Here is a 14811-nt window from a genome sequence, read left to right as displayed (position 1 = left end):
AGATGGAACTAATTATTGGGTGAACTGTCCAAATTATTATTCGATATGACTTAATCACATCAGAACGGCCAGGATAGCCAGAGGAGGTAACAAGCATGGATCCGCTCAGTATTAAAACACTCGACTTTAAATCAATAGATGGAACAAAAGAAAAAGAGTTATCTGATAAACGTTGTGTCAGTTTATCTAACCAACTTGTTAAGACAGGCACCGCCTTTGCCAGAGAAGTTGGAAAAAGCGAAGAGGTAATCCTGCCGGTTATTGGTTCTGCCAATCATTTGAAAGCCAATCTTGATTTCACCAATAAGCCAGAGCCTGAAGTAGCAGTCATTAATAACCCGGCTGTGAAAATCACTGAGACAGCACTGGCAACGCCAACTATTGAGCCAACAAAAAACCCTCTGAAAACAGCCAAAGCCGAAACTGAGTCGTCCAATCTTCCGATCATTGATCAATCGTTGATTGACTCCAGTGATATCCCGAAAACGACCTTGCTAAAGCATTATTTTCCATCAAGTCTCTCACCTGATGCCCAGACCATTGCCCGCCCCGTTCATGGTGTCCAGCACAGTTGCCGGACGGCGATCTGGGCCGTAGCCCTGCTGGAACAGCGTAAACGATACGGCGATCCCCAGGCACTGACATTTCCCGACCACATGGTACCACTGCTGATCAAAGCCTGTCTGTTTCACGACACCGGCCGTGAAGGCGATGGGATCGATACGGAGGAGTGGGAGCGGGCCAGTGCTGACAACCTGATGGAACACCTGCGCAACTGCGGCATCGAGCAGTCCCTGGCCTGGCAGTGTGGCGAGGCGATTTACCACAAGGATAATCCCAAGGGCTGCCAGAATCTGCCAGAGGTAATACAGACCCTGCGCAGTCTGCTCCATGATGCGGATACGCTGGAGGTTATGCGGGTAAGGGAATGTTTTTATATGGACCAGCTGGAGTGTTTTGCCGCCTGTCAGGATGATCACCAGAGGAAAGAGTGGCGCACGCTGGCCGAAGAGGTTTGCCGGGTGATTGCCAGGCAGGGTGATCTCTGGTTTCCGATCAAGTTGCAGGACAGCGCCACAGAGCACGAACATTTCTTCAGCATCGGTACCGCCAGCAAGTGTGAAAACAGGAAAAAACAGTGGGAACACCATCCTTCGCCATTCAGCTATCAGCTTCATAGCATAGGTGAACAGTCCGCTGTTATCCGGGAGTTAATCTCCCCATACACCGAACACCCGGCAAAACCACAGGAACCCTCCTTCTCCCTGGCACAACTGACCCCACCCGGTGCGGATATAAAAGAGTGCCAGGGCAGTTGGCCAAAGGGGCTGTATAGCGACCCCGTCAGCCAACAGGTCTATTACATCAAACCGACCAGCGGTGAGCTAAGTGCGCAAAACCAGCGGCTGATGGGCAACCTGGCCCGACTGCTGGGCATCACCGTACCCGAGAGCTTTGTCCATCAGGAACAGGGTCATTTTTATCTGGTCAGTGCTGTTCCCGAACAATGGCAGGGTAAACTCAAAGGCGGGGAGGAGACCCTGCGCTCCCTGTCTTGTGAACAGTGGGCCAGATTACTGCTGATTAATGTGATTGTCGGTAACGAAAGTATGGTGAACAGTGACTGGGAGGGCATTGAACTGACCCCGGAAGGGGAACCGGTGATGTTCCACTGGGACTTTGCCGGGATGGCGACTCGCTACCCATGTCCTGAGAAACCAGACCCCGCCCCCAAAGCGGATGATTTTTCCTCCATGCCGATGCTGCTGAATAAACTGCGAGACCCTCAGGCACCCCCCATGAACTCGCTGCCCATCCACAACCCCTGCGTCGATATCCTTGCGCAATTGGATGATGACTTGCTGGGCCATACCCTGAAAGATATCTTGCACCAGGTTGACTGGCAGGCCCTGGACCGGCTGATCGAACACAGCGGTTTCCTGCCCGGTGACCGCAGCTGGTTAAGGCAGACCATTCACGATCGTATTGCCTGGCTGACCACCCGCTTGCCCAATACCCTGGCGGCAGATGAGCGGGTATCCATGGCGGAATACAAGGCGATTGAGGCGGCGGGTATCCGGGGTGGTTGGCTGCCGGTCAAAGGCCGGGATATCCAGGGCGGACAGATTGGCATTAGCCAGTTACTGGATGCCAATGGCCAACCCATCACCCGGATGACCCTCAAGTTATCACAGGAAGCCGGCAGCAAACTGGCGGATAACCTGGCCCTGGAACGGGGATTGCACCGACTGGCCAGCCAGGTTAAATATGTCAACCATACCCTGAACGTAAATTACCGCGACTGGCGCAGTGAGCTGACCAGCCTGGCCAATGACTGTGACGGCCTGGCCAATCAGCTAACCAACGATAAAACACGATGGTGTAACGAGCATCACGATACCATTGACAAGACCGTGGTGACTCTGCAGGACATTGTTGAAAAGTGCCGGACAGCATTAACTGCTGACGTGCCGTCCATTGAAAAACTGCCATTAATTAAAATTCCCCTGCCTGCTCCTGAGTTTCCTGCACGAGTCAGCTCAAGAACCGGCGAAGAAGTTGAGGCAAAAGTACAACTGGCGGAATTCAGCCACGGTTTTGCCAAACTGACAGGCCAGAGCGTCAGTTACCTGGATCAGCAACAGCTGGATGAAGGCAAACTGACTGCCTCACCGGTACATGGGGTTGAACTCGAAGCGGACGTCTGTGAGGGCGGCAGTATACTGTTTTTTCCTCCGAACCTGCCTGATGCCCTTACCTTTGAAAATCAACTGATCATCACCTTTCCAGGACACGATAAATCAGTGGTTGAGGCGTTGTTCAGGGAACTGGCAGGGCTGGGCATTGATGGCGAGCGGCCAAATACTGTTGACCTGGAAGAGCAATGGCTGGACGCCCTGGCCGACTTCCACGGTTGCCTTGGTGATATGAACCTCGCCGTGGCAGCGGATATCAATATTCCGGTAAACACCAGCAAAAAAGCGTTTCTTAAACGGTTGCTGAACCTCAGTGACGAAAAACTGGATTGTTTCAACCATTCCAGTATTCGCGCAGGACGTTGGGTGCATTACGGCCCGGGGTTTCCCCATGGCATTGGGGCAGACCCAGCAAGGAAGTTCTGCCCCGGCCACAGTATAAACTTTTCTCCAGACCGGCTCCGGAGCACTAAAGAGTTGGTGAACGAGAGCCTGGAAAATGAAGCAGCTCTGATCTCCTTTGGGCGACGTACTCAGATCGGGATAAAACCGTCCGGGAATGCCGCGGGTATGCACTTCAGAATAAATTTCAATACAGAACTAGTATTTACCCGAATTATGGAGATAATGCAGGCAGAAAATCTGGCAGATCAGTCCAAAAAAGAATTAACAGGTGCCATGTCTATGGTCCTGCAACCTGAAGCACTCCGCCGCCTGGATACAATATTTTTTAAAAATCACGATCATTTCAGTACATGCGAATACCCCGAACTGAAATCCTACATCCACAATCAGAAAGTTATTCCGCAGTCAACGGATGATTACCAGAAATTGGTTCAGGGAGATGCGGGGCAGGAAACTTGTTTTTCCAATCCTCTGTCCTTGCATGATGAGTTGAACAAACTTGAGATCAGTTCTCCTGAAGATCAGCAACATCTGTTGCATTCACTGAAGAAACGCTATAGCCACTGGCCCGACGGGCGCCCGCTGGAACAGCTTTTTCAGCAATCCTGGTCCAACTGCTACCATGAGTTAACCTATAAATACAGCAAGGTTGACGAAAACTTCAGAAATCTCATCAAGGCTTGTGGCAAAGAGAGCATTCAACGGCTGGTTGAGCAAAACCCCCATCTGTTGGAGGGACGGCTGGATTCGCTGGATGGCTTGCAACTGAAGGGTGATTATGAAATATATGGCATTGATTTCAGCAGCTGTTCAATGAACGGTACCGTGTTGCAATCTGTTAAATTCCAGAACTGTACATTCAACACAGAGGTGTTAAACCGCCTGACGATTGAAAATGTTTCATTTGTTGGTTGTTATTTTCAAGGTGAGCCGTTTTCATCGTCGGTATTGGACAATGCCAGTTTTGGCCCTGACACTGAGTTTGATGGCTGGGTATTTGAAAGTACCAATCAGCTTTCCCAAATCATCTATAAGTCGTGTGTTAATGAGCAGGGTGAGTTCAATCTGGCACAATGGCTGGAGGTGATGATGAACAATCATTTTCTACGCCGTTCCTCAACACCTTTGGATGATTTAAGCCGGGATATCCTGTCACAACACATGGAAGAAATTATCCAGGATCATCCACATCAACTTATTGGCATGATCAATGAATTTCTCAAAATTAGATTCAATAATATTGACCATGCAATAGGTTTTATCAGGAATAATCAAGAATTCCATACTGGCAAAGTCAAAGATCTCAGAGATTTGTTCTTTGATTTCAAAAGCGTCCTCCTGAAAGAAGGAAATTATCCGGGGGGGCAAAAGGGACCACTTAATGAATTAATTAACTTAGAACCGGACGAGCGCAATGATCTGCCCAGCAAAGTGGTTTTGGCGTTGATTTTAAACATTATTAATCTTGTGATGTTCCCTCAATTCGAAAATGAATACATGGAATTTGGAGTCAATGTCAACAACACAGATGATCACAACAATGACCGGAAGAACATGTCTGAGTCCGGTAGCCAAAGCAGAAAAAATAACACGACATCGTACCCGGAATCAGATGACCTGCCTCTCTATAATCTGAATCGTTACAGAGCCAATCTTTGTCGGTATAACCTTAACAATTATCGGGACTATATGGATAAACTCTGGAAAGAGTGTTCAGAAGAGGGTAAATCAGCAATAGCCAAACACTGTTTGAGTCAGCACAATGTTGCCGTTAGACCCCAGACCACAAGGGAATTTATGAAATTATTGCTGACGAATAATCCCGAAGAAAAACATTGGCAGGATAACTATAACGCTAACATGGCAAAGCATATAAAAAACCAGCAGGCGTGTAACCAGTTGATTACGGATCATTTTGGCTCATGGTTACGTGACAGGACAGTGATTGACGCATCCTTGCCAACAACGATTTAAGACGGAATCGGGATTCAAGACCTGAAATCGCGACGAAGGGTGATTGGCATAGTCTTTATTCAGGCACGGAGTTTACGCCCTTCGACTCCGATCAGGACGAACGGAGTTTGGGTGCGATTGATAGGAAGACCCGTTGAGTGGGCAGTTGTTCGTCTTTATCAATCGTCGCCGAAACTCTGGAAAGAGAAATTCGGGGCCAATCCATTAAAAGCCGATCTCGACAAGTAGGGGGAGTCTGCCCCCTGCTTGAACACTTACCCCGCTATGTAGAAAGGCGTCTCTACCCGGGCAATGTATGGTCCATGGATTTAACCGGAGAAGGCCCGCTGACGCTGACTGCGGCCGATGGCACCGCATTGCACAACATGACGTTCTGACTTACCAGGCAATCCCATGCCCGGCATGGGATTGCCATTTTTGATCTGCAAGCCCCTTCAAAAGCAGGACTGCCCGGAAACCACACAGTCAAGCACCAGTCTTGAGCCAAAGTAAGCAAGGACCAGAAACAGGACACCGGCCAGAGTCCAGCGAACGGCCGTCTGCCCACGCCAGCCAAATCGCCAGTGGCCAACCAACAGCGCCGCAAAAAGACACCAGGCGGTGATGGACAATACCGTTTTATGCACCAGCCTCTGGGCAAACATATCTTCCAGGAACAGAAACCCACTGCCCAGCGAGAGGGTCAGCAAAATAACCCCAAGGACCAGAAACTCAAATAGCAGCCGTTCCATGGTTTGCAACGGTGGCAGTGTCCTGATGGTATGCCGGTGAGTGCGCAGCTGGTGTTCCTGGTAGGAGAGCAGAATGGCCTGAAATGCCGCCACCATCAGAATGCCATAGGCCATAACCGAAAGCAGCACATGGGAAACCATGGATGATGCGGTGTTCCAGACAATATGTTCAACCGGGGCCAGCAGGGCAAGCACAATGGCCAGCATGGTGACCGGCAGAATCATCACCAGCAGGCTTTCCGAGGGTTTTTTCAAACTGCTCAGGAGCACCATCATGGTCACCATCATAGAGGTCAGCGATCCCATGGTGAACACGCCAAGGTTGATGCCCCGATCAGTATGGATGGAAATGTATAACGCAATAACGTGGAAAATCAGGCCAAGGGCGGTAATCAACAGAACCAGCGATTTGGGCACTTCACGCCCGCAGTTTCGCAACCCCTGCCCTACCGTGCCTGCCAGATAGCAACCAAGCGCACCCATACTGACGAACATGACACTCATTAGCGAAGCCTATTTATCCCCAAAGCAGCAAAAAAAGCAGGAAGCCCTCTAAGACCACAGGCTTCAACGTAAAGCAGCATCGGCAGTTTGTCATATTACCCGGCGCTAGACAAACAACCTTACACCAGATCCACTGAAATGGATGCCGCTTTAGTTTTGATTCCTATATAATGGCCAACATTCTGTGCGTTCAACCGCATAAACACCTTAGATCAGGGTAATTCCCAGAATGTTCGAAAATTTAACCGAACGCCTGTCCCGCACACTGAAAACTGTAACCGGGAAGGCCAGGCTCACCGAAGATAATATCAAAGACACCCTGCGCGAAGTGCGCATGGCCCTGCTCGAAGCAGACGTTGCCCTGCCGGTGGTTCGAGAGTTTATCAACCGGATCAGGGACCGGGCCATCGGGCAGGAAGTTCAGTCCAGCCTGAGCCCGGGCCAGGCGTTTGTCAAAATTGTCCAGAATGAGCTGATTGAGGTCATGGGTTCGTCCAACGACGAACTGAACCTGGCCACCCAGCCACCGGCCGTGATCCTGATGGCCGGTCTGCAGGGTGCCGGTAAAACCACCTCCGCGGCCAAACTGGGTAAATGGCTGAAAGAGCGCCAGAAGAAATCCGTTATGGTGGTCAGTGCCGACGTTTACCGTCCCGCGGCGATCAAACAGCTGGAAACCCTGGCCCAGGAAACCGGCCTGAACTTTTTCCCGTCGTCTGCTGACCAGAAACCGGTGGATATTGTTAATGGCGCGATTCATGAAGCCCGCATCAAGCATGCGGATGTCCTGATTGTCGACACCGCCGGTCGTCTGCATATCGATAACGATATGATGGCTGAAATCCAGCAGCTGCACAGCGCCATCAACCCCATAGAAACCCTGTTTGTGGTGGATGCCATGACCGGTCAGGATGCAGCCAATACCGCCAAGGCGTTTGGTGATGCCCTGCCATTGACCGGTGTTATTCTGACCAAAGCGGATGGTGATGCCCGTGGTGGTGCTGCGCTGTCGGTGCGCCAGATCACCGGCAAGCCCATCAAGTTTATCGGTATGGGCGAGAAGACCGATGCCCTGGAGCCTTTCTATCCGGACCGTATTGCCTCCCGCATCCTGGGCATGGGGGATATTCTCTCCCTGATCGAGGAAGCCGAGCGCAAGCTGGACCGCAGCAAGGCGGACAAGCTGGCCAGCAAACTGAAGAAAGGCAAAGGCTTTGATCTTGAAGATTTCCGTGACCAGCTGCAGCAAATGAAGAAAATGGGTGGACTCAGCGGCATGATGGACAAACTGCCCGGCATGGGCGGCATGGCACCACAGCTTCAGGGTCAGATGGACAACAGGATTTTTGTCCAGATGGAAGCCATCATCAACTCCATGACCCCGGCTGAACGCGCCAACCCGGACATCATGAACGGATCCCGCAAAAAACGCATAGCTGCTGGCTCCGGCACCCAGATCCAGGACATCAACCGACTTATCAAGCAGCATAAGCAGATGAGTAAAATGATGAAAAAAGCCACCAAAAAAGGAGGCATGAGCAAACTGATGCGAGGCATGTCGTCCATGAAAGGCCAGCTGCCCGGCGGCATGGGCGGAATAGGTGGCATGATGCCTCCCGGTGGCGGCAAAAAGTTTCCGTTTTAACAACCCATTAATGGCCAGCCCCAAAACAGGGCTGGCCATTTGAATTTAATAACAATTTTCATTGAAATCGATAATTTATTTCAATCCCGAATAATAAATAAAATCCACATTCCGAACATTTACGAATTTTTGCTGTCTAAGTTTCTGCGTAATTAGAAATCAGGTCAGGTAAGGGACCTCTGTTTTTAATCACTGCTCCTGTTCAGAAAAGCCCCGCAAACATGGGGATTGATACGGGTTTAGAGATTTGAATTGGAACCACAAAGCACACAAAGAGCACTAAGAACAGATTTTCTTTTCCTTTGTGTGTTGGTTCCAATCGCCGGGTGCCTTAAAGCCCACGTATGACAAGGCTTTCACCCTTAAGTCAGTGCCATTGGTTCAGAGACCCAAATCCGGGCAAATGAATAAGGCATTTATTTTAATAAACCAAAACGAGCAATGACCTTATAACAAATTAAATTTTGACCATCAGCATAATGGAGTATTCGAAGTGGATAAGATTACCCGGTCCAATCATGATTATTCAAGCTTGCCAGGAAGCCAACCTGACCCGCGGCATCAAGACTTATCTCCTGGTCGTCCTCGCAGCAACAGTGTTTGCCTGGGTTCATTCGGCTTGACAGGAGATGGTGCCAACTGCACCGGCGAGAGTAATGTCGGTGACATTCCGATTCAAGATCGAACGATCGAAATTCCCGTTCATCAGCCCACAACAAACGCCGCCACTGCGCCAAAGACTGATACCGGATCGGAAGATGCATCAGCTAGCCCCTGTCAAGACACCCCCACATTATCTCCTCCGGAGAGCCCCACTCCATCAACCGATAGTAGCTTGTATCTTGCCCACTACAACTTACTGATGCATTACTTGGGAACTATCCCTAAAAAGCAAAAGCCTGATCTGAAGAAGCCAAATGATGGTCCGCAAGAGCAAAAGCCTGATCTGAATAAGCCAAATAATGATCCGCAAGAGCAAAAGTCTGATCCACGAAAACAAACACCTGTTCCAAAACCTCGAAAATCCATTGGCTCAAAATCTCTTCCGCAAACGCAAAAACCTGCTCCGAAACAGCGAAAATGTATCCCTCAAGAGCAAAAACCTATCCAGGGAGATATGACCACACGGGAGGGGCAAGTAGTTAAGGAGCCATTGGAGAACGCAACCAGCGCGGCCTGCCCTTCTCCGACGCCACAGCTAATACACTCATTCGGCAATGTTTCATTAACCATGTATTCAGGCATCCAGGCAAAAAACAACAACTGTGCACTGGCTGCCTTTTTTATGGCTCTATCAAACAACGGAGCATTGAATACATTGATTGACGAGATTGATGACAGAGCCCGTAAACTAAAATCGAAAGGCAAAATGCAAGATGCCAATACTCTGGATGAATTTTTACCGATATGCAGACATTTTCACTTTGATGAAAATACGAATGGCTACATTGCCGATGAGGGTCTGGACCGCATAAGAACACTTTTCAAACTCAACAATGGAACACTCAGCGAACCCCTTTCAATATCGGATATTATCCCCGCAATCCTCGAACGCATCTATGACTATCCGGACGCTGGAAAAGTCCCATCCGAAAATTTCGGTATCCTTAAATATACACAGTCCTCTTTGAAGCACAAAATAGTATCGATTACAGCCGGGGATGGCTTCGTCACTATCAATGACACACAGGAACCAGTCAGCAGTCTCAGGGATGATAGAATTCCCTCAATTGCGATACCAGAGGGCCTGACCAAAGTAGTGAAAAATAAAGAACAACGAAAAGGACCTCCCCCCTCCAACCCGCCAAAATTTGTTTGGACTGTTGACGAATACGTACGGGGTGAGGAACTTGCCATAATATGCACGGAAAAACATGAAAGCAGCACAGGCAATCTGTCCGGTAGAAAATTTGAATATTTTGGTGACCCGGTGAATAAATTGAGGGTGATGGATGCCGAGGTTGAATATCACTATCGCTATGGCCTCTTTCCTCGTACCGTTAGTTCATCATTTATCAATATCCGGGGACAGCAGATATTCGTTAATCATAAGCTAACCGGTTTTAACAAAGATGAACCTGAAAGTGGCAGAATAACCGCAACCTCTTCTCGATGGGCAACAACCCTGCAAGAGCTGATCGATAATTGGCTCAGGAACACTAAGCAAGGAATGGAACTTGATGATTGTGCATTCAAAGAGTTGTTACCTGATAACCATCACTCCCCGGAAGTGTTGTTGGTAACCATACCCAACTTTGGAACCGAGATCAGACCCGAGCTGGAGTGGTGGAAAGATGTCTCTATCCCCACTGCCAACGGAAAAAAGAAGGATTACGAAGTCGGTGGCGTGGTCACTATTGAAACAGGCCATTTTGTGGGCTGGCGTAAAGAAGGCAACGTCCTTCATTATGCTGACTCCATGGGAAACATCGAAGACACTGAGACAATTCCCCTAGTCGTCAAAATGCCGCTGACCGGGGCTGAAGAAACGTTACAGGCCGCTAATAATGACAGTGAAAGTCAATTCGATGCCTATTGCTCGGCAAGCCGAAGGGTCGCCAATCTGGGGAAATCAACAGCACTGGTTATTCTGACACAAAAGCCTGATTCATAGGGAACATACTTATCACAGCATATTGCCTCCTTCCCTTGTTTTCCCTACAATATGCGCCCTTTATGATTGGCTTGAAGCCGATCATGGATTAGCTGACGGATGATGAAAAAGGATCTTTCCTCGCTCAAATCTGTCTCAACTCTTCTGGGTTTCAGTCATACGTCCTGCGCGTCTGGCCAGTGAACACAGAAAACCAGTTGCCGGAAACAACTATAGGAAACCCTATTCCATGGTAACCATTCGTCTTGCACGTGGCGGCTCTAAAAAGCGTCCATTTTACCACCTGACCGTGGCTGACAGCCGTAACGCTAACGGCGGTCGTTTCATTGAGCGCGTAGGTTTCTTCAACCCTGGTGCTCGTGGCCAGGAAGAGCGCCTGCGTATTGATAACGAGCGTGTAGAATTCTGGCTGGGCCAGGGTGCTACTGCATCTGACCGCGTCGCCCAGCTTCTGAAAGAAGCCAAAAAGGCTGCGTGAGGTTAATAACCCAGTGACAACGGCAGTAGAGGGCGCTGTGAAGCGCATTGCGTTAGGCCATATTTCCTCCGTATTCGGGGTCAAAGGCTGGCTGAAGATTCACTCCAACACCAGCCCGATGGAAAACATCCTCAACTACCCACGCTGGATTCTTGACCGCAACGGTGATGTTAAAACCGTTGAAATCGATCAGGCCCGGCCACACGGGAAAGGTCTGATTGCCCATATCGTCGGTTGTGACGATCGTGAGCTGGCCCGCAGTTACTGTGGTTACCAGATCACCATCAACGCCGATGATCTGCCCGAACCGGAAGATGACGAGATTTACTGGCATCAACTGGAATCGCTGGATGTTTTCTCCCGCAACGCCGAGGGAGACAATGTTCTGCTGGGCAAAGTCAGCCACCTGATGGAGACAGGTGCCAACGACGTCCTGGTCATTCGCCCCACGAAAGGCAGCATTGACCGTCGAGAGCGTCTGGTACCCTGGCTTACCGGATCGGTGGTGCTAGACGTCAATCCTGAGAAAGGATTTATCCGGGTAGATTGGGACCCGGAGTTTTAACTGGCCATGACGACTCAACACTCACCCCTTGATGAGCCAGCCGGAGAAACACTGGCAGAAACTCATCAGGACACAGACAAGAGCGCCATGGACATCGGAATGTGGTTCGGTGTCGTCAGCCTCTTCCCGGAGATGTTCCGGGCCATAACCGCGCACGGTATTACCGGCCGCGCGGTTAAGGAACGGCTGATAGAGGTACAGACCTGGAATCCCAGGGACTTTACCCATGACCGGCACCGAACTGTGGATGACCGACCTTATGGCGGTGGTCCCGGCATGTTGATGAAAATTCAACCTCTGCGTGACGCCATCCATGCAGCCCGCAAAGCTGCAGGAGCCGAGGCCAAAGTGATTTACCTCTCTCCCCAGGGTCGTATGCTCGACCAGAAAGGGGTAGAGGAGCTTGCCCAAAGCAAGAAACTGATCCTGGTCGCGGGGCGATATGAAGGTATTGACGAGCGGGTAATCCAGACCGAAATCGATGAAGAATGGTCTATTGGTGATTACGTGTTAAGTGGTGGCGAACTCGCTGCCATGACTCTGATTGATGCAGTATCACGCTTTGTACCGGGCACCCTGGGTCATAAGGATTCCGCTCAGGAAGATTCATTTGCTGATGGTCTTCTTGACTGCCCGCACTACACCCGTCCTGAGCTTTTTGAAGGACAGGAAGTGCCGCAAGTACTGTTATCAGGCAACCATGCTCTGATTGAGCGCTGGCGACTGAAACAGTCCCTGGGCAGAACCTGGCTGAGACGGCCTGACCTGTTGGAGAACCTACTGCAACAAAGGTCACTGACCAGCGAGGAAGAAAGGTTGTTGTCGGAGTTTATTGCTGAACACTCAGCCAAAAGTGACGACAGTGCCTGAGAGCCAGACTCTCAAGCCAACCAGATTGTGCTATCGGCTTGTTTCGGATTGGTTTTGACCCTGCGTCAGGGCAATCTGAGTGAAACACAGCTTGAGCGGGACAGAATTGACTAACCAGGAGCAATTATCAATGAGCAAAAACAAAATCATTGCGCAGCTTGAAGCTGAACAAATGACCAAAGAGATCCCTGCTTTTAGCCAGGGTGACACTGTAGTCGTACAGGTTAAGGTAAAAGAAGGCAACCGTGAGCGTCTGCAGGCGTTCGAAGGTGTTGTCATCGGTAAGCGTAACCGTGGCCTGAACTCTGCCTTCACCGTTCGTAAAATCTCCAGCGGTGTTGGCGTTGAGCGTACCTTCCAGACTTACTCTCCACTGATCGCTTCTGTGACTGTGAAGCGTCGTGGTGACGTTCGTCAGGCTAAGCTGTACTACCTCCGTGAGCTGAGCGGTAAAGCTGCTCGTATCAAGGAAAAGCTCAACTAAGATTCAGTTTAATTTTCCGGCAACTGATTTTTACACGAGTTTCTCAGAAGAGCGGATGGGTGAAACACCTGATCCGGGAAAAGCGGCGAAAGCCGCTTTTTTTTATCTGAACAAATCATGTCTTTCGCTGTCTTAATAAATCGAGAAGCAGTTATAAAGGCAGTCATATTTATGCCGGATATTATTCAACCCTGCCATTCCAGCTTTGCCGTAAGAACAGCACCACCGAGTGAGAATAACACTGTAGATAGCAGAAACAGCAGTGCCACTCACTTTCGGGAGTCAGACCTACCCTCCACCAGAACAACAGTTACCAGCGGTATTGGCGATTCGAACCCCACCAGAATCAGTCATAGGCACGTCTCGACTAATACCGCCACGACCCACTCACCACTCACGTCAACGGCAACTCAGGATATGGCAACACTACCTGAGGGGCCTGACTTTCTTCTGCGCTTTCCCGAAGAACATCTTTTCCTGTTATTTGCCGACCCGGATGACATTATTTCAAGTCGTTCACCACAGAAATATGAAGATGCAGAGCCAGGATGCACAGCGGCCTGGTGCCGCTGCATGAGCCAGGTGTTAGAGTGGATCCAGCATGACGCTGCAGATGCCCCCCTGATTTCCCGACAACGCTATATGCAGATCAACGCCCTACTGACCGAGGGCGTGCAAAATATGCTTGACAGCCATATCCCCGGAACCGTACGAAAAAGGCACGTGGGGTACCCCTCCAGTGAACATACCCAAAAAGGCTTCATCCAGGCACTGTTATACAAACAACGACTGGAAGAAAGCTATGAACTTTGCCGTGGCACCCATGGTGCGACCATTGCCACTTCTTCGAATGGCCGCATAATTCCTGATAGCAAACTGATTGCAAATTATACCGACCTCAAAGGTATCACCATTTCTTTCAGGGCATTAGGGCCTAATGGTCCAATATCAGATACAAACGGAATGGATAAAATTTTGTTCAAATACCAACTCATGACCCTCCTTGAGAAAGAAATAATCACGCCACTGAATACACAACTGGAATCACTTCAGCACAAAAAAATCAGCACGCCTAAACTGCTGGTAAAACTGATTAGCACACTTGCCACATACTGGCCCAGACTTGAGCAGCTACACATTCCTATGGATGGCACCTGCAGAACAAATTATATGTTAATGCAATATATTTTTATGAAATTTGGTTTCCCTCCGCCGGTATTGATGGATCCAAACTCAGTTGACCTGGTTCATACTTCTCTTTGTAAACGAATCATAGGCATTGGCTTAAAAAATTCACTTGAACTGATGAATAAAAAAGATCAGTTATCAGAAACAGAGGCAATTATCCATCGATACACAAAACAATACCTGAAAAATTCGTTTTGCCTTATCCGCCCATCTCAAAATTACGAAAAATACCTGATCCCGGATGTATTGAATTTTAACGATCATCACAAGACCCAAATGAAGCATCTTACCAAAGAGCTCATTGAGGTACTGGCTCCATACAGAGCCACCACACAAACCGGTACAAGACCACTGAAGACACCTTTACGCAGCCGGAAAAAATCATGATTTCACTTGGTTAACTACTTATTGCACCACTGAATCAATCAGCTCATCCGGAACAATCACAATGACCAGCTTTCCCCCGGGAAAAAGATAAAACTATAGTACAGACAAAAAACTCCTGGGCTTGCTGAATGATTAAAAAAGAACGGCAGTATTGGAACTATTGATCAATTTTACGGTCTGAATAAAGGCAAAATTATTAAAGCTCGTTAAAGTTTCAGTTATTGCCCGGCATTTCAGGTTCTCTTACGGCTTATAGCAAAAGTAGTACCG

Annotated in this window: 10 protein-coding genes; 9 read left to right on the top strand and 1 reads right to left on the bottom strand. The window is 49.2% G+C overall.

Annotation, left to right across the window (positions count from 1 at the left end):
• Positions 1–95 precede the first annotated feature (95 nt).
• Together J7439_RS06060 and J7439_RS06055 are read left to right on the top strand one after the other, a co-directional pair.
• Complete coding sequence (locus J7439_RS06060) at positions 96–5075, top strand: SidE phosphodiesterase domain-containing protein (protein WP_209200929.1); 4980 nt, start codon at positions 96–98, stop codon at positions 5073–5075.
• Positions 5076–5212: 137 nt separating this feature from the next.
• The gene (locus J7439_RS06055; RefSeq protein WP_209200928.1) at positions 5213–5452 is read left to right on the top strand and encodes a hypothetical protein; all 240 of its coding nucleotides are present in this window, start codon (positions 5213–5215) and stop codon (positions 5450–5452) included.
• Positions 5453–5509: 57 nt separating this feature from the next.
• On the opposite strand, the gene J7439_RS06050 is transcribed toward J7439_RS06055, so the two are convergent.
• Entirely contained in the window at positions 5510–6310 is an 801-nt protein-coding gene (locus tag J7439_RS06050) for a cytochrome C assembly family protein (protein WP_209200927.1), read from the bottom strand.
• A gap of 229 nt (positions 6311–6539) precedes the next feature.
• Here J7439_RS06050 and ffh point away from each other — a divergent pair, with 229 nt between their 5' ends.
• The 7 genes from ffh (at position 6540) to J7439_RS06015 (ending at position 14541) form a co-directional block, all read left to right on the top strand.
• Entirely contained in the window at positions 6540–7955 is a 1416-nt protein-coding gene (gene ffh, locus J7439_RS06045) for a signal recognition particle protein (protein WP_209200926.1), read from the top strand.
• A gap of 493 nt (positions 7956–8448) precedes the next feature.
• Positions 8449–10569 (top strand): hypothetical protein, encoded by a 2121-nt coding sequence (locus tag J7439_RS06040; protein ID WP_209200925.1) that lies wholly within the window; start codon positions 8449–8451, stop codon positions 10567–10569.
• 229 nt (positions 10570–10798) lie between these two features.
• A complete protein-coding gene (rpsP, locus tag J7439_RS06035; protein ID WP_101745200.1) occupies positions 10799–11047 on the top strand; it encodes a 30S ribosomal protein S16 in 249 nt (82 codons plus the stop codon).
• A gap of 13 nt (positions 11048–11060) precedes the next feature.
• Complete coding sequence (gene rimM / locus J7439_RS06030; protein WP_209200924.1) at positions 11061–11612, top strand: ribosome maturation factor RimM; 552 nt, start codon at positions 11061–11063, stop codon at positions 11610–11612.
• A gap of 99 nt (positions 11613–11711) precedes the next feature.
• Complete coding sequence (trmD, locus tag J7439_RS06025) at positions 11712–12482, top strand: tRNA (guanosine(37)-N1)-methyltransferase TrmD (RefSeq protein ID WP_209200952.1); 771 nt, start codon at positions 11712–11714, stop codon at positions 12480–12482.
• 130 nt (positions 12483–12612) lie between these two features.
• The gene (gene rplS, locus J7439_RS06020) at positions 12613–12966 is read left to right on the top strand and encodes a 50S ribosomal protein L19 (protein WP_209200923.1); all 354 of its coding nucleotides are present in this window, start codon (positions 12613–12615) and stop codon (positions 12964–12966) included.
• 573 nt (positions 12967–13539) lie between these two features.
• A complete protein-coding gene (locus tag J7439_RS06015; protein WP_209200922.1) occupies positions 13540–14541 on the top strand; it encodes a hypothetical protein in 1002 nt (333 codons plus the stop codon).
• Positions 14542–14811 lie beyond the last annotated feature (270 nt).

Origin of the sequence: Salinisphaera sp. G21_0, from assembly GCF_017744115.1 — a bacterium.
Classification (GTDB): Bacteria; Pseudomonadota; Gammaproteobacteria; order Pseudomonadales; family Endozoicomonadaceae; genus Endozoicomonas.
The sequence above is the reverse complement of the archived record's forward strand: the minus strand, read 5'-3'. Positions and strand labels throughout refer to the sequence as shown.

Excerpts from the sequence above, each read along its gene's own strand:
- J7439_RS06050 (WP_209200927.1), bottom strand. The coding sequence starts at position 6,310 with ATGAGTGTCATGTTCGTCAGTATGGGTGCGCTTGGTTGCTATCTGGCA.
- trmD (WP_209200952.1), top strand. The coding sequence starts at position 11,712 with ATGTGGTTCGGTGTCGTCAGCCTCTTCCCGGAGATGTTCCGGGCCATA.
- J7439_RS06060 (WP_209200929.1), top strand. The coding sequence starts at position 96 with ATGGATCCGCTCAGTATTAAAACACTCGACTTTAAATCAATAGATGGA.
- rplS (WP_209200923.1), top strand. The coding sequence starts at position 12,613 with ATGAGCAAAAACAAAATCATTGCGCAGCTTGAAGCTGAACAAATGACC.
- rpsP (WP_101745200.1), top strand. The coding sequence starts at position 10,799 with ATGGTAACCATTCGTCTTGCACGTGGCGGCTCTAAAAAGCGTCCATTT.
- ffh (WP_209200926.1), top strand. The coding sequence starts at position 6,540 with ATGTTCGAAAATTTAACCGAACGCCTGTCCCGCACACTGAAAACTGTA.
- J7439_RS06015 (WP_209200922.1), top strand. The coding sequence starts at position 13,540 with ATGAGCCAGGTGTTAGAGTGGATCCAGCATGACGCTGCAGATGCCCCC.